Source organism: Streptomyces sp. NPDC026538 (assembly GCF_055567535.1).
The window spans coordinates 1-15,822 of sequence record NZ_JBVHQG010000010.1 but is presented as its reverse complement, the minus strand read 5'-3'; the positions used below and the strand labels follow the sequence as shown (position 1 = coordinate 15,822).

14 protein-coding genes and 1 rRNA gene are annotated in these 15,822 nt (G+C 70.1%); 10 read left to right on the top strand and 5 right to left on the bottom strand.

Annotation, left to right across the window (positions count from 1 at the left end; genetic code table 11):
* Positions 1 to 51 precede the first annotated feature (51 nt).
* The 3 genes from ACZ4N4_RS33520 to ACZ4N4_RS33510 all read right to left on the bottom strand — a co-directional run bounded on the left by ACZ4N4_RS33520 (position 52) and on the right by ACZ4N4_RS33510 (position 2,744).
* Positions 52 to 822, bottom strand: a complete 771-nt coding sequence (locus ACZ4N4_RS33520; RefSeq protein ID WP_467595871.1) for a trypsin-like serine peptidase — start codon at positions 820 to 822, stop codon at positions 52 to 54.
* A 130-nt stretch (positions 823 to 952) separates the two neighbouring features.
* Positions 953 to 1,714 (bottom strand): SDR family oxidoreductase, encoded by a 762-nt coding sequence (locus ACZ4N4_RS33515; protein ID WP_467595868.1) that lies wholly within the window; start codon positions 1,712 to 1,714, stop codon positions 953 to 955.
* Between the two features lie 121 nt (positions 1,715 to 1,835).
* A complete protein-coding gene (locus ACZ4N4_RS33510) occupies positions 1,836 to 2,744 on the bottom strand; it encodes an oxidoreductase (RefSeq protein WP_467595865.1) in 909 nt (302 codons plus the stop codon).
* Positions 2,745 to 2,853: 109 nt separating this feature from the next.
* On the opposite strand from ACZ4N4_RS33510, the gene ACZ4N4_RS33505 reads away from it, so the two are divergent.
* The 9 genes from ACZ4N4_RS33505 (at position 2,854) to ACZ4N4_RS33465 (ending at position 14,456) form a co-directional block, all read left to right on the top strand.
* Positions 2,854 to 3,456, top strand: a complete 603-nt coding sequence (locus ACZ4N4_RS33505) for a TetR/AcrR family transcriptional regulator (RefSeq protein WP_453572197.1) — start codon at positions 2,854 to 2,856, stop codon at positions 3,454 to 3,456.
* Positions 3,457 to 3,804: 348 nt separating this feature from the next.
* Positions 3,805 to 5,172 carry a S53 family peptidase gene (locus tag ACZ4N4_RS33500; RefSeq protein ID WP_467595861.1) on the top strand — a complete coding sequence of 456 codons (1,368 nt, stop codon included), beginning with the start codon at positions 3,805 to 3,807 and terminating at the stop codon, positions 5,170 to 5,172.
* Positions 5,173 to 5,545: 373 nt separating this feature from the next.
* Complete coding sequence (locus ACZ4N4_RS33495; RefSeq protein ID WP_467595858.1) at positions 5,546 to 6,856, top strand: S53 family peptidase; 1,311 nt, start codon at positions 5,546 to 5,548, stop codon at positions 6,854 to 6,856.
* A gap of 349 nt (positions 6,857 to 7,205) precedes the next feature.
* The gene (locus ACZ4N4_RS33490) at positions 7,206 to 7,514 is read left to right on the top strand and encodes a hypothetical protein (RefSeq protein WP_351328461.1); all 309 of its coding nucleotides are present in this window, start codon (positions 7,206 to 7,208) and stop codon (positions 7,512 to 7,514) included.
* A gap of 141 nt (positions 7,515 to 7,655) precedes the next feature.
* The gene (locus ACZ4N4_RS33485; protein ID WP_467595856.1) at positions 7,656 to 8,495 is read left to right on the top strand and encodes a DUF8175 domain-containg protein; all 840 of its coding nucleotides are present in this window, start codon (positions 7,656 to 7,658) and stop codon (positions 8,493 to 8,495) included.
* A complete protein-coding gene (locus ACZ4N4_RS33480) occupies positions 8,485 to 9,834 on the top strand; it encodes a hypothetical protein (protein ID WP_467595854.1) in 1,350 nt (449 codons plus the stop codon). The genes ACZ4N4_RS33485 and ACZ4N4_RS33480 overlap by 11 nt, the downstream gene beginning before the upstream one ends.
* Complete coding sequence (locus ACZ4N4_RS33475; protein ID WP_453572182.1) at positions 9,831 to 11,390, top strand: SCO6880 family protein; 1,560 nt, start codon at positions 9,831 to 9,833, stop codon at positions 11,388 to 11,390. Before ACZ4N4_RS33480 ends, ACZ4N4_RS33475 begins: the two co-directional genes overlap by 4 nt.
* A 14-nt stretch (positions 11,391 to 11,404) precedes the next feature.
* Complete coding sequence (locus tag ACZ4N4_RS33470) at positions 11,405 to 12,823, top strand: ATP-binding protein (RefSeq protein ID WP_450762022.1); 1,419 nt, start codon at positions 11,405 to 11,407, stop codon at positions 12,821 to 12,823.
* A gap of 13 nt (positions 12,824 to 12,836) precedes the next feature.
* Positions 12,837 to 14,456, top strand: coding sequence for a type VI secretion protein (locus ACZ4N4_RS33465; RefSeq protein WP_467595851.1), 1,620 nt, complete (start codon positions 12,837 to 12,839; stop codon positions 14,454 to 14,456).
* On the opposite strand, the gene ACZ4N4_RS33460 is transcribed toward ACZ4N4_RS33465, so the two are convergent.
* Positions 14,453 to 15,010: a GNAT family N-acetyltransferase gene (locus ACZ4N4_RS33460; RefSeq protein WP_453572692.1), complete on the bottom strand. Its 558-nt coding sequence runs from the start codon at positions 15,008 to 15,010 to the stop codon at positions 14,453 to 14,455. The genes ACZ4N4_RS33465 and ACZ4N4_RS33460 overlap by 4 nt on opposite strands.
* A gap of 103 nt (positions 15,011 to 15,113) precedes the next feature.
* Here ACZ4N4_RS33460 and ACZ4N4_RS33455 point away from each other — a divergent pair, with 103 nt between their 5' ends.
* Positions 15,114 to 15,665 (top strand): isochorismatase family protein, encoded by a 552-nt coding sequence (locus ACZ4N4_RS33455; protein WP_467595849.1) that lies wholly within the window; start codon positions 15,114 to 15,116, stop codon positions 15,663 to 15,665.
* A 64-nt stretch (positions 15,666 to 15,729) separates the two neighbouring features.
* On the opposite strand, the gene rrf is transcribed toward ACZ4N4_RS33455, so the two are convergent.
* Positions 15,730 to 15,822: ribosomal RNA gene (gene rrf / locus ACZ4N4_RS33450) — 5S ribosomal RNA — on the bottom strand; the annotation flags it as partial.

Below are 15,822 nucleotides of genomic sequence, written 5' to 3'. Positions count from 1 at the left end.
TCGGCGGAGAGTGGCGCTATTTCACAGCAGGACGGCGCACATGACGCCGTCTCAGCCGGCCACGGCGTCCTTGTACAGCTCGCCGGCCTCGCTCCCGAGCACGACACTGTAGGACGTGTCGGGGGTCGAACCGCCCTGCTCGTGCCCGCCCAGTACCCCGACCACCTCATGGTCCCCGTTCACCCAGGGGCTCCCGCTGGTTCCCCCGGTGAACTCGGGACAGTCGAACCGCTGCTGGGTGGCGCTGTCGGCGACGGGCTTGTTGGTGCAACTGATGGGCACCTCACGGGAGTCGGGATACCCGGTGACGGTCACGGCGGTGGCCCCGGTGGCCATGCCGCTGACGAACCGATTGGCCCCGGTCACCTCCTCGACCCTCTTACCACCCCGTTCGGCCACGACGGCGAAGGCCACGTCGCTGTCCTCGTCCTGCCCCTTCGCCCACCCGTCGGGCAGGTACCGCTTCCCCACCTTCCACACCCCGTACGGCGCCTGACCGTCCCGGTAGCCCGGCACGAAGACGAGCCCGGTGGTGTCGTCGCCGTCGACGCAGTGCGCGGCGCTGACGATCAGGTCCCGCTGCGGGCTGTGCACGACGGAGGCGGTGCAGAAGTGGTTGCCGGCCAGACTCCCGGCCTTGTCGGCGCCGAACAGGGCCCCGACCCGCGCGCTCTCCGCGGTCGGCCCGACCACCGCGGTGACCCCGAACGGCCCGGGCCCGTCGTCGGCGGCCGCCACGGAGGCCGAGGTGGCGGCGAGCACGATCGCCGCGCCGAGCGCGACACGGCGCGATACGGAAGAGATGCGTGAGGTGCGCTTCATCAGCCCCCACTGTGTCCCACAAAGGTGAGAAACGGTTCCCCACTTGACTGAGATTTCTCTGTGAACCGCGCCCGCCACGGGGCACCGGCACTCGGCGCACGCCCGCACGGGATGCAGCCCGCGCCCGCCCTCAGAACGTCGTGGTCATCCCGCCGTCGACCGCGATCGTCTGGCCCGTGATGAAGGACGCGGCGTCGCTCGCCAGGAAGACGACGATGCCGGCGATCTCGGCGGGGCGGCCCCAGCGGCCCAGCGCCGTGCGCGTACGCAGCCACCGCGCCCACTCCGGGTCCTCCGCCAGGTCCGCGTTGACGTCCGTCGCGAAGGTGCCCGGTGCCACCGAGTTCACCGTCGTGCCGCTGGGGCCGAGGTCGGCCGCCAGTGCCCGGGTCAGACCGTCCAGACCCGCCTTCGCCGTGGCGTAGGCGACGTCCCCGGTGCGCCCCAGCTGGCCGACGACCGAGGAGACGTTGATGATCCGGCCCGGGACGTCCCGCGCGGCCAGCCCCCGGGCCACCGTCTGGCTCAGCGCGTACGCCGAGGTCAGATGGACGTCGAGGAGCGCGGACAGTTCGTCAGGGGTCATCTCGCGGACTCCGCGCCGGTCGCGGTGGCCCACGTTGTTGACCAGGATGTCGATCCCGCCGAGGGCGGTCACCGCCTCCTCGGCGGCCTCCCGGTCGGTGACGTCGAACACCGCGCCCACCGCGTCGAGACCGTCGTCGCGGAGCCGCCCGGCCACCGCCTCCAGCGTCGCCGGATCACGCCCGTTGAGGATCACCCGCGCGCCGGCGCCCGCCAGTCCCCGGGCCATCTCCAGGCCCAGTCCGCGCGCGGAGCCGGTCACCAGGGCCGTACGCCCGTCGAGCGCGAAGTCCACGCCACCGCTCATCCGGCCACCTCCCGGAGAACCGTCGTATCCGCCGTATCCGTCGTATCGGCTCACCGTATCCGGCGGGTGCGGACGGACCGACGGGCGTCCGGGTACTGGGCGCCGGGCTACCGGGCCGCGGTCACACGGCCTCCACCCCGAGCGGCCACGTCACCCCCGTCATCTCCTCCGACAGCGTCCACAGCCTGCGGGCCGCCACCGGGTCGCTCGCCGCCGGACTGCGGCCGGCCAGGGCCGGCGCGCCCCGCATCCCGCCCATGCCGTCCGGGCCGACGTAGCTGGCGCCGGGCAGGTCCTGGGTCGCCGCGTACAGCGTGGGGAGCGCGCCGGAGCGGTCGTCCTGGGCGACGAGGAGGTTGCCGAGGCGCATGCCGAGCCGGGCCAGCGGGCTGGCGGTGTGGCTCTGGAGGTTGGTGGCCGCGTAGCCGGGGTGGGCGGCCAGCGCGCGGACCGGGGAGCCGGCCTCCGTCAGCCGACGCTGGAGTTCCAGGGTGAACAGCAGATTGGCCAGTTTGGACTGGGCGTAGGCGCGGGTCGGGCTGTAGGTGCCGCGCAGATTGACGTCGGCGAAGTGGATCACGCCGTCGCCCCCGCGGTGCAGCCCGGAGGAGAGCGTCACCACCCGGTCCGTGAGATGCGGCAGCAGCAGGTTCGTCAGCGCGAAGTGGCCCAGGTGGTTCGTGCCGAACTGCATCTCAAAGCCGTCCTTGGTGGACTGCTCCGGGAGCATCATCACGCCCGCGTTGTTGATCAGGAGGTCCAGCGGGCGGTCCCAGCCCGCCGCGAACTCCCGTACCGAGGCCAGGTCCGCCAGGTCCAGGCGGCGCACCTCGGTACTGCCGTTCACCCGCGCGGCGGCCGCGCGCCCGCGCTCCGGGTCCCGTACCGCGAACACCACCTGCGCACCGGCCCGGGCCAACGCGTCCGCGGCGGTGAAGCCGATGCCGCTGTTGGCACCGGTGACCACGGCCGTGCGGCCGGAGAGGTCGGGGAGGTCGGATGCGTTCCATGTGCCGGTCTTCTTCGCCATGCCCGCCAATGTAGGCGTCGACAACAATGCTGTCAATGACAACAAAGATGGCAACGCCAACAAAGCTGACGGCGCCAACAAAGCTGGCACCGTCAACATCCGGGTTAGGATGACCTTCATGCCGCAAAGCCGCCCCTACCACCACGGAGACCTGCGCGCCGCCCTGCTCGCCAGCGCGGAACGCACCCTGCGCGAGAAGGGCGCCGCCGCGCTGTCCCTGCGCGAACTGGCCCGCGACATCGGCGTCAGCCACGCCGCGCCCGGCCGGCATTTCAAGGACAAGCAGGCCCTGCTGGACGCGCTCGCGCTCAGCGGGTACGACCGCCTGCAGCGCGCCTTGGACGCGGCCGACGACCCGGCCGCCCCCCTCGAACCGCGGGTCAGCGCACTGGCCCGGGCCTATCTCACCTTCGCGGTGGATCACCCCGAGCTGCTGGAGCTGATGTTCGCGCGCAAGCACGACCCGGAGAGCTCCGTGCAGGCCGCCGAGGTGATCGACGCGTCCCTGGGGTCCTTCACCCGGCTGGTCGCCGACGCGCAGGCCCGGGGCGAGATCGTCGAGGGCGACCCGGAACGGCTCACCCTCGTCGCGGCCGCGAGCATCCACGGCCTCGCCGCCCTCATCGCCGGCTGCGCCCTGCCGGCCCAGGAGGCCCTGGCCGGACTCGACGAACACGTCCACCTCGTACTGCACGGCCTGAAGCCCCGATAGGCCGGACGGGACCGGACAGGCCGGGACAGGCCGGGACAGGCCCGCAACGGTCCGGAAACGGCACGGAAAACGCCCGTCTGACACGTCCTCAATGCACCGTCAACGCGCATTGAGCCCCTGCCACGCGCGCCCCCAGGTCAATCGGACCCCAACTTCCGGCCATCCGCGGCCCAATGATCAGTAAGTCCCGGCCGTCCTTCAGTAACGCGGAAGTCAGGATTCCGAAACCCACCTTGTTGTCGCGTACTGAACAACGCGATGGTCTTCGCGGGCCGCCGCCCCCACCGGCAACCACACCGGTGGCCCCCACCCGCAGGCCTCTGTCCCCCTCTTCCAGGAGGCTGTACGTTGCGTACGACCACCCCCAACACCCCCCACATACGCGGCAGATGGCGCCGCGCCGGCTCGGCAGCCGCGGCCACCGCCGCCCTGCTCGTCGCCGGGCTCGGCACCGCGGCGCACGCCACCGCGGCCACCGCCACCACGACCCACAAGGTCAGCGCCAGGACCGTCGCCGCCCAGGTCGCCAAGGCCCATGTGCAGTACGAGAAGGCCGGCTGCGGCGCCACCCCGAAGAAGGGCTTCGCCGCGTGCGACGCCCTGCGGGTCACCGGCGGCACCACCGCCTTCATGGAGAAGCAGGCCGCGCTCAAGGGCGTGACGCCGAAGACCGTCAAGCCGAACGCCGCCGCCGACTCCCCCACCGGATACGGCCCTTCGGACCTCCAGTCGGCCTACGGCCTGGCCTCCGCCGCCGCCTCCAACGGCTCGGGCGAGACCGTCGCGATCGTCGACGCGTACGACGACCCGAACGCCGAGGAAGACCTCGCGACCTACCGGTCGTACTACGGCCTGTCGGACTGCACCACCGGCAACGGCTGCTTCAAGAAGGTCTCCCAGACCGGCTCCACGACCTCGCTCCCCTCCGCCGACAGCGGCTGGGCCGGCGAGGAGTCCCTCGACCTCGACATGGTCAGTGCGGTCTGCCCCAACTGCAACATCCTGCTCGTCGAGGCCAAGTCCGCCTCCGACGCCAACCTGGGCACCGCGGTGAACGAGGCCGTCAAGCTGGGCGCCAAGTTCGTCTCCAACAGCTACGGCGGCGCCGAGTCGTCGTCGGACACGTCGTACGACACCTCGTACTACAAGCACGCGGGCGTGGCCATCACCGCGAGCGCCGGTGACGAGGGCTACGGCGCCGAGTACCCGGCCGGCTCCCGCTATGTGACCGCCGTCGGCGGCACCGCCCTGAAGACCTCCTCCACCAGCCGCGGCTGGACCGAGAGCGTCTGGAAGACGTCCAGCACCGAGGGCACCGGCTCCGGCTGCTCGGCCTACGACGCCAAGCCCACCTGGCAGACCGACACGAGCTGCTCCAAGCGCATGATCGCCGACGTGTCGGCGGTCGCCGACCCGGCCACCGGCGTCTCCGTCTACGACTCCTACGGCGCCGACGGCACCGGCTGGAACACCTACGGCGGCACCAGCGCCTCCTCGCCGATCATCGCCTCGGTCTACGCCCTGGCCGGCACCCCCGGCAGCAGCGACTACCCGGCCCAGTACCCCTACGCGGCGGCCGGCACCTCCGCCCTGAACGACGTGACGAGCGGCAGCAACGGCTCGTGCTCCACGTCGTACTACTGCACCGCCAAGTCGGGCTACGACGGCCCGACCGGCTGGGGCACCCCGGAAGGGACGGACGCCTTCACCGGCTGAACCCCGACCGCAGGACCTCCCCGTCGGGTCACGGGGAGCCGCCACCGTGAGGGGGACGTGGGGTCCCCTCGGCGGCACGCAAAGGGAACGGGTCACGGCAGCCGGCCGTGGCCCGTTTTTCGTATTCCTGGCCGCCTTGGTAACTCCCTTGAACTTGCTGTGAGTTGAGTCAAGCGCCTGCCACCCGCAGGACAACTGGCGGCCATCGACGAGTCACGCGAACGCCTCGTTCGGCAATGCGGAAGTCATGATTCCTGAAGCCTCTTGTTGTCGCGTACTCAACAAAGGATTCTCATCGCGCACCACAACGCACCAGATCGCACCCGCACCGCCCCTGTTCCTCCCCCATACCGGAACTCAGGAGGCTGCACGCATGCGTTCCACTCCCCCCAACAGACTTTCCATACGCGGTGGCTGGCGCCGCGTCGGCACCGCGGCAGCGGCCACGGCCGCGCTGCTGCTCACCGGATTCGGCACCGCCGTCCAGGCCGACGCGGCATCCTCCGTCTCCTCCGCCAAGGTGACCTACACCGCGACCCCCTGTGCCACCCCCAAGCACACGGGCGAACTCGCCTGCAACTCCTACCGCGTCACCGGCGGCCTCACCGCCTACCAGAAGCAGCGGGCCGCGAAGACCGGCGTCACCCCCAAGGCCGCCGACGCCAGCACCCCCTCCGGCTACAGCCCGACCAACCTCCGGGCCGCCTACGGCCTGACCTCCGCCGCCGCCTCCAACGGCTCGGGCGAGACCATCGCGATCGTCGACGCGTACAACGATCCCAACGCCGAGACCGACCTCGCGACCTACCGCTCGTACTACGGCCTCTCCGCCTGCCCCACGGCCAACGGCTGCTTCAAGAAGGTCAGCCAGACCGGCTCCACGACCTCGCTGCCCTCGTCCGACGCCGGCTGGTCCGAGGAGATCTCCCTCGACCTCGACATGGCCTCCGCGATCTGCCCGAACTGCAAGATCCTGCTCGTCGAGGCGACCAGCGCCACCATGGCCAACCTGGGCACCGCCGTGAACGAGGCGGTCACCCTGGGCGCGAAGTTCGTCTCCAACAGCTACGGCGGCAGCGAGTCCTCGTCCGACACCTCGTACGACTCCTCTTACTTCAACCACACCGGTGTCGCCATCACCGTCTCCGCCGGCGACGAGGGCTACGGCGCCGAGTACCCGGCCGCGTCGAAGTACGTGACCTCGGTGGGCGGCACCAAGCTCGCCACCTCCTCCACCACCCGCGGCTGGACCGAGACCGTCTGGAAGACGTCCAGCACCGAGGGCACCGGCTCCGGCTGCTCCGCCTACGACGCCAAGCCCACCTGGCAGACCGACACCAGCTGCACCAAGCGCATGATCTCGGACGTCTCCGCGGTGGCCGACCCGGCGACCGGCGTCTCCGTCTACGACTCCTACGGCGTCACCGCCGGGTGGTACACCTTCGGCGGCACCAGCGTCTCCGCGCCCATCATCGCGGGCGTCTACGCCCTGGCCGGCACCCCGTCCAGCGGCTCCTACCCGGCCAAGTTCCCCTACGGCTACGCCGGCACCTCGTACCTCAACGACGTGACCAGCGGCAACAACGGCACCTGCACCACGTCGTACTACTGCACCGCCACGACCGGCTACGACGGTCCGACCGGCTGGGGCACCCCGGAGGGCGTCACGGCCTTCGCGGGCTGAACACCCGTCACCGACCCAGTGGGCCCCGGCATCGGCCGGGGTCCACTGGCCATTTCCCCATGGCTACCGTGAGAACATCGTCTCGATCCCTCACCCGACCGGCCGCCATCAAACGTGCCAGGTCATAGAGGGGGTCAACGACGGAACCACACGACAGGTTCCGCTCAGGCCTCATTGCCCGGCGTGACCTGCCGTGATACACAGAGTGACCGTACGAGCCTTTCGTACGAAACCCGCCAATCGATGACGTCAAGTCGACATACTCCGGCGACGTTTTCGGCGAGAATGATGCGTGACCTCTGCACCCGGCAGGGGCGAACGGAACTACCCACCAGGGGCGGTGACTTACGTGTTCTATGCGGCCGACAAGGGAGACATCAACACCATCATCGGCGGGATCGCTCCGGACTGGGGCCCCTTCGGCAGCCTGGGCAACGAGGCGAAGACGATGATCCAGGTGGTCATGGCCGTCGCCATCCTGCTCTGCCTCGGCATCGCCGTCTGGGGCGCCGCCAAACAGCGCATCGGCGCCACGGCCCTCCGTGACACCTTCAGTGCCGAACAGGGCAAGGGCCTCATCATCGCCGGACTGACCGGAGTCTTCATCATCGGCTCACTCGGCACCCTGTTCACGATCGTGTACGGCATGGCCGTCTAGCCAATCTGCACCTCCCTTTCCCCCGCTCCGAGGTTGCGTTTCCCTGATGTCGAGTCACCACACCGCGCCCGCGCGGGAACCAGCACGGCTACCGTCGTACTGCTACGCGTTCCGGTACGACGTGGAGGGGGAGTACGCGGCATGAGCCTCGGAGACGAGCCCGGCTACCCGGAGACGGGCCACACCCGCACCCGCCTGCCCGAGAGCGACCCGTACGGCGGCGCGTCCCGCCGCGGCGGCCGCTCCTCCTCCAGAAGCCTGGTCACGGTCGTCGGCGTGGTCGTCCTCCTCATCGCGGCGATCGCCTTCGCGAACAGAGGCGGGGACGGAGACTCGTCATCGGCGACGGGCACCGGAGGCGGCAACGGCAACGGGGGCCGGCCGACGACTTCGTCAACGGCGGCGAGCGGTACCAAGCCGGTGGAGACGAAGAACACCGAAGGAATCCCGACGGGGTTCGCACACAGTGCGCAGGGGGCGCAGAGCGCGGCGGCGAACTACGCGGTGACCCTGGGCTCGACCGGCATGTTCAACAAGGACAACCGGCACCGGATCGTCACCGGCCTCTATACGTCGACCGCGGCGAACAACCTCCAGAGCGCCATGGACTCGGCATACTCGGCGAACTTCCTGAGCAAGATGGGCCTGGACGCCAACGGAAATCCTCCGCAGGGCAGCACCTTCGTCTCCCGTACGGTGCCGGTGGGGACCGAGATCCAGCAGTACAGCGACAGCAGCGCCAAGATCGCCGTCTGGTACATGGGGCTGATCGGCATGTCGGGCAATTCCTCGACCAACCCCGTGACCACCACCTGGAAGACCTGGACCTTCGACCTCCAGTGGACCGGCGGCGACTGGAAGATCAGCGCGGACACACAGGCGGACGGACCGGCTCCGGTTCCAGGTGACGACCAGGCCGCCACATCCGACGAGATCAGCAAGGCCGTCGAGCAGTACGGAGGGTTCACTTATGCCCGGTAGCCCGTCCCGCGCACTCAAGCTCGCCGGCATGCTGACCGCCGTACAGACCACACTGGTGCTGCTGGCCACCCGTGCCATGGCGGCCCCGTCTCCGTCCCCCACCCCCTCGCCCGCCGCGTCGTCGAGCAGCGACTCCTGCAGCCTGCTGATCGGTCCCGCGAAGGACTACTGCGAGAAGGGCAGCGGCGGCGGCACCGGCGGAACCACCGACCCCCTCACCTCCACCCTCGACCCCCTCTCCTCGCTTGCTCAGGGGTGTGCCAAGGCTGCCTCCTGGACCGTCGACAAGCTCAGCGACGCCGTGAAGGAGACCGCGAACGTCGACTTCACGAACGAGAAGTTCCTCCAGCAGTACGCCGTCGTCTTCGCCGCGTCGACGATCCTCACGCTCCTGCTCTGGCTCCTGGCCGTCGCCAAGCGCGCGGTGCGAGGCGTACCCCTCAGCACCGCCATCTCCGAGGCCATCGGCTTCCTGTGGCTGACGGTGCTGGCGTCCGCCTTCACGCCCCTCATCCTCTACACCGTCGTATCGGCCACCGACGGCGTCACCGACGTCCTCGCGAAGACCACCGGCAACCAGACGGACACGTTCTTCGGTACCTTCTCCGGCGCCCTCAGCAAGGGCGACGACATCGGCGGCGGCCCGATCATGCTGATCGTCGTCTCCCTGGTCAGCATCCTCGCCGCCGGGGTGCTGTGGCTGGAGCTCGTCATCCGGGCCGCCCTGCTCTACGTCGGCGCCCTCCTCGGCACCGTCGTCTACGCCGGCCTCGTCGACAAGAACCTGTGGGGCCACGTCCGCCGCTGGGCCGGCGTCATGATCGCCGTCATCCTCGTGAAGCCGGTCATCGTGATAGTGCTCGGCCTCGCCGGCGCCCTGTCCTCCGACGGCGGCCCCGACGCGTTCTCCGCCGTCGTCTCCGGCCTCGCCATCATCCTGCTCGCCATCTTCGCCAGCGCGATGATCTACCGCTTCGTCCCCGGCTTCGGCGACGAGATCGCGGCCGGCCGCAGCAACCGCATCATGCAGGGCGCCGAGGGCAAGGCAGCCGCCGTCATCAGCAGCCCCGCCAACCTGGTCGCCCAGGGCATCAGAACGCACAGCGCCCGCGCCGACAACAACGGCGGCGGGGGCGGGGGCGGCGGTTCCGCCTCCTCCGGTGCCCGCCCGTCCAACCCGGCCTCGGGCGGCGTCGCCGCGCACAGCACGCGCACCCCGAACGGTGGTGGCGGCGGATCTGTCCCCTCCGCCGCACCCGCACCCCGCGCGCCCAGCCCTCTGAACACCCCGCACGCCGGCAACACCCGCAACAACAGCTCGGGAGGTGAAGGGCGTTGACGACCGAGTCCCATCTGTCCCATCCGGTCACGCCCCGCCGTACGTATCTGATCGGCCGCGCCCGGCCGAACGCGATCGTCGGCCGGAACCGTGAATCCGGCGAGATCGTGCTGATCATCGCGGGCGCGTTCCTCGGCATGATGTGCGGGCTCCTCGTCCCGGTCCTCTCCCTGCGGATCGTGCTGCTCATGGGCTTCCCGCTGCTCGCGCTGGCGGCGGTCTACGTGCCGTACAAGCGCCGTACGTTCTACAAGTGGTTCGAGATCAACCGCAGTTTCAAACGGACGCTCCGCCAGGGCACCGTCTACCGTTCCGCGGCCGCCGAGGCCGGCACCCGGATCGACGGCCGTGAGGTCGAGATCGGTCCCCCACCCGGTATCGGGCGGATCAGCTGGCTCGCCGCCCCGTTCGGCCCGGACGAGATCGCCGTCCTGCTCCACGCCGACCGCAAGACGGTCACCGCCGCCATCGAGATCGAGGGGCCCGGCGTCGGCCTGCGCGACTCCGAGGACCAGGAAGCCCTCGTCGACCGCTTCGGCACCCTCCTCAAGCACGTGGCCAACGGCGACGGCTTCGTCACCCGCCTCCAGATGCTCGCCCGCACCCTCCCCGCCGACCCCGACGCCCACGCCAAGGACGTCGCCCAGCGCGGTGACGAGAAGTCCCCGGACTGGCTGTCCCGCTCCTACGACCAGCTGCAGTCCATGGTCTCCACCAGCAGCGAGCAGCACCGCGCCTACCTCGTCGCCTGCATGCACTACTCCCGCGAACTGGCCGCGGAGGCCCAGGCGATGGCCCGCGCCGCCCGCCCGCAGTCCGGCCGCAAGCTGGACCGCGACGCCGGTCTCGCGGTCGTCATGGCCCGCGAGCTCACCGACATCTGCTCCCGCCTCCAGGAGGCGGACATCCGTGTCCGCCAGCCCCTCGGCCAGGGCCGGCTCGCCTCCCTCATCCACTCCATGTACGACCCGGACCACCCCATCGACCACATCCAGGCGATGACCCAGCGCAACGCCTGGCCGGCCGAACTGGACGCCATGGAGCCGACGTTCCTCCAGGCGAAGACCCGCGAGTCCAGCACCCGCGCGCCCTGGTGCCACGCCACGGCCTGGGTGAAGGAGTGGCCGATGACGCCCGTCGGCGTCAACTTCCTCGCGCCCCTCCTCGTCCACACCCCGGACGTCATCCGTACGGTGGCCGTGACGATGGACCTCGAACCCACCGAGGTGGCCATCGAGCGCATGCTGACCGAGAAGACCAACGACGAGGCGGAGGCGTCCCGCGCCGCCAAGATGAACCGGACCGTCGACCCCCGCGACATCGCCGCCCACAACCGCCTCGACCAGCGCGGCGAGGACCTGGCCAGCGGCGCGGCCGGCGTCAACCTGGTCGGCTACATCACGGTCTCCTCCCGTACCCCGGAGGCCCTCAACCGCGACAAGCGCACGATAAGGGCGTCCGCCGGAAAGTCGTACCTGAAACTGGAGTGGTGCGACCGTGAGCACCACCGCGCCTTCGTGAACACACTTCCCTTCGCCACCGGAATCCGAAGGTAGAGGCTGATGCGCTGATGAGGGACCCGCTGTCCGTCCTCACCGAAGCCTTCACGTCCTTCCTGTTCGGGAAGGTCGAGACGACCCGCTCCCCGGTCCGCACCTCCACCGGCCAGGCCCAGGCGGTCTACCTCCCGACCGCCGCCCCCGGCCTGGGCGACTCCGGCGTGATCATCGGCCGCGAGGTGTACTCCGGCAAGGGCTACATCTACGACCCGTTCCAGCTCTACGGCCAGCAGCTCCCGGCCCCGCACTGGCTGGTCCTGGGCGAGTCCGGCAACGGCAAGTCGGCCCTGGAGAAGACCTACGTCCTCCGGCAACTGCGTTTCCGGGACCGCCAGGTCGTCGTCCTGGACGCCCAGGGCGAGGACGGCGTCGGCGAGTGGAACCTCATCGCGGAAGAGCTGGGGATAACACCCATCCGGCTCGACCCGACGGCGGCGCTGAACCACGGCATCCGCCTGAACCCGCTGGACCCGTCGATCACCACCACCGGCCAGCTGGCGCTGCTCCGCACCATCATCGAGGTGGCGATGGGCCACGGCCTCGACGAACGCTCGGGCTTCGCCCTCAAGGTCGCGCACTCGTACGTCAACGAGACGATCCTGGACCGCCAGCCGGTCCTGATGGACATCGTCGAGCAGCTACGGCACCCCGAGCCGGAGTCCGCGGAGGCGATGAACGTCGCCATAGACGACGTACGGGCCTGGGGCCTGGACGTCGCCCTGGTCCTGGACCGCCTGGTCGACGGTGACCTGAGGGGGATGTTCGACGGCCCGACCACGGTAGGCATCGACCTCGACGCCCCGCTGATCGTCTTCGACCTCTCCCACATCGACCGCAACTCCATCGCCATGCCCATCCTGATGGCGATCGTCGGCGTGTGGCTGGAGCACACCTGGATCCGCCCCGACCGGAAGAAGCGCATCTTCCTGGTCGAGGAGGCCTGGCACATCATCAACAGCCCCTTCGTGGCCCAGCTCTTCCAGCGCCTGCTGAAGTTCGGCCGACGGCTCGGCCTCTCCTTCGTCGCGGTCGTCCACCACCTCTCCGACGTCGTCGACGGCGCGGCGGCGAAGGAGGCGGCGGCGATCCTGAAGATGGCGTCGACACGGACGATCTACGCCCAGAAGGCGGACGAGGCGCGTGCCACCGGCCGCGTGCTGGGCCTCCCACGCTGGGCGGTGGAAATCATCCCCACCCTCACCCCGGGCATCGCCGTCTGGGACGTCAACGGCAATGTCCAGGTGGTCAAACACCTGGTCACCGAGACGGAACGCCCACTCGTCTTCACCGACCGCGCGATGACCGAGTCGTCCGCCGATCAGCTCGCCGCCGCCGACGACGCCCTGCGCGCCGCCGAACTGGAGGCTGAGGAGCGAGCGGCGGCCTTCGTCGAACAGCATCTCGGCGACTCGGAATCGACGGTGGCGTAGGGAGGACCCGATCGTGAGACCGGACCCCCGGCAGGAGCGCGAACAGCAGAGCGGCGGCGGGATCCCCGACGGCCTGCTGATCGGCATACTCGCGTTCCTGCTCGGCATCACGGTGATGGTGTGGACGGCGACCGGCCTGGCGGCCTGGTTCTCCCACGGCGCCTGGCCGTCGACCGTCGACCTCTCCCACACCCCCCTCGCGATGCGCCACCTCGTCGGCGAACCGCACGACATCACGGGCGCTTGGCCGGACACGCCGCCGGCCCAGCTGTCGGGATGGGGCCTGTTCTGGGGCCTGTTCATCGGCCAGCTGATGATCCTGCTGGTCCTGACGATCTTCGTGATGGGCACGGTGGCGAGATGGCGCGCGGGGAGAAGAAGACGGGCGGCGGACAAGTACGCGGCGGCGACCACCGCGGTGCCCGAGCCACGTACGGGCCCGGAACCGGCGCAGACGCCGGCCTCGGGGGCGTCAGCCTCGAACCCGGCCGTCCCGGGAGCGGGAGCCCTGGAAGCGGGAGTCCCGGACGCGGGAGTCCCGGGACTCGAACAGGCCGGCCACGACGCGCACGGCACCTACCCGGCCCCGGGACCGATCAGCGCACTGGCCCCCTCCACCCCTGGTGACGCTCCGGGCCGCCCCGTCCCCGACGGCTTCTACGCTCACCCCGCTGTCAACGGCGGCCTGGTGGGAAGGTGGACGGAAATCCACATCGCACCCAAGGACACCCGCCACACCACCGCGACCCAGGCCGTCCGCGACGCGGCAGGCCCCGCCCTCGTCGTCACCTCGAACCCCGCCCTCTGGTCCGACACCAAGGACGCCCGGGCCAAACTCGGCCCGGTCCTCCTCTACGATCCGAACCACCTCTGCGACACCCCGGCCCGCTTCCACTGGTCGCCCACGGCCAACTGCGAGGACAAGCAGACCGCGGTCCTGCGCGCCCAGGCACTTCTCACCCCCGTGAAACCCACCGCCAAGATCGACCAGGCGGTCACCGACACGGCCGAGACCCTCCTGCGCAGCTACCTCCACGCCGCCGCCCTGGAGAACCGCGCGATCCGCCACGTCCACCGCTGGGCACAGGGCACCGGCGTCCAGGACGCCGTACGAACCCTCCGCACCCACCCGAAGGCGGCCCCCGGCGCGGCCGGCGAGCTCGAAGCCGCACTCACCTCCCACCCCGAACGCCGCGACATCGCACAGGAGTTGACGGCCCGGACGCTCGCCGCCCTCTTCACGGTCAACATCCGCGAGGCCTGCACACCCAACCGATCCGATGCCCTCGCCCTGGATTCCTTCGTGGCCGAAGGGGGCACGCTTTATGTGGTCGGTGAATCCATCGAGGACCCCAGGACCAATCCCGGCGCGATGCCTCTCCTGACGGCCCTCGTCTCCAGCGTGGTCGAGCGCGGCCGGCGCATGGCCGAACGGTCATCCTCCGGTCGGCTCGACCCACCACTGACCCTGGTCCTGGACGACGTCGCGGCCGTGGCCCCGCTCCCCCAGCTCCCCGACCTGCTCGCCACCGGAGTCGACCAGGGCCTGCCGACCCTGGCGCTGCTCCGCTCCCACGAACAGGCCCGCTCCCGCTGGCCGCACCGGGAACTGCCCGTCCAGCCGAATGCCTAGGACGGCCACTCCAGAACGAACTCCACCTCGTTCTCCGTCTCGTCCTTGACGAACGGCACGAGTACGCCGCTCGGCACGAACCCCGCCTTGCGGTAGGCCCCTTGGGCCCGCGCGTTATCCTGGTGCACCAGCAGCCGTACCCGCTCGGCACCCCGTTCCCTGGCCCAGGCCACACCGGCGTCGAACAGCGCCTTGATCAGCCCGCTCGCACGGTGCTCGGGCCGCACGAACACCCCGACCACATGCCCTTGCCGCCGCTCGACCCGGGCCCCGGCCCAATCCGTGGACCCGGCCTCCTCGACGAGTACGGTCACACTCCCGGCCCATTCCCCGTCCGCCGCCTCGGCGATGAACTGCCGCGCACCGCTCGGCTCCTCGGCCGACCGCGCGGCCCGCTCCTGATAGAAGGAGTCCGGCCGGCCCACGGCGTCCTCGTAGGTCTCCAGGAACGCGATGCGCGCCACCGGGTCCCGCAACGCGACCAGCCGCAGCCGCTTCACGTCCTCCCACTCCTCGGCCCGTATCGCACGAACAACGTAATCACCGCTGGTCATCGCACTCATACGGCCACGGTAGCCGCCACCGCCCACCACGCTCACCTCGTTTACGACGCTCACACAGGGCCCGCTGTCAGTGCCCCCGCCTACTGTGGACGCCATGACGACTCTGCCGAACCGACCGAACACCGCCCTGCTGATCGTGGATGTGCAGAACGGGGTGGTGGACAGTTCCCACAACCGCGACGAGGTCATCGCCAACATCAACGCCCTGATCGCCAAGGCCCGTTCCGAGGCGGTCCCGGTGATCTGGATCCAGCACTCCAGCGACGAGCTGAAGCCGGACAGCGCCCCCTGGCAGTACGTGCCGGAGCTGACCCGTGAGGAGGCCACCGAGCCCCTCATCCACAAGCGCTACGGTGACTCCTTCGAGGACACCGAGCTGGAGTCCGTCCTGGCCGCACACGGCGTGGGCCGCGTGGTCGTCACCGGCGCCCAGACCGACGCCTGCGTCCGCTCCACCCTGCACGGCGCGATGGTCCGCGGTTACGACGCGACCCTGGTCGGCGACGCCCACACCACGGAGGACCTCACCGCGTACGGTGCGCCGGCACCGCAGCAGGTCATCTCGCACACGAACCTCTACTGGCAGTGGCAGGAGGCCCCCGGCCGAAAGGGCGGCACGGTCGACACGGCGGACGTGACGTTCTAGCCGAACCGTGCCCGTAAACGCAGAAAGGCCCACGCCATAACGGCGTGGGCCTTTCTCAAAATTTGTTCGGCGGTGTCCTACTCTCCCACAGGGTCCCCCCTGCAGTACCATCGGCGCTGTAAGGCTTAGCTTCCGGGTTCGGAATGTAACCGGGCGT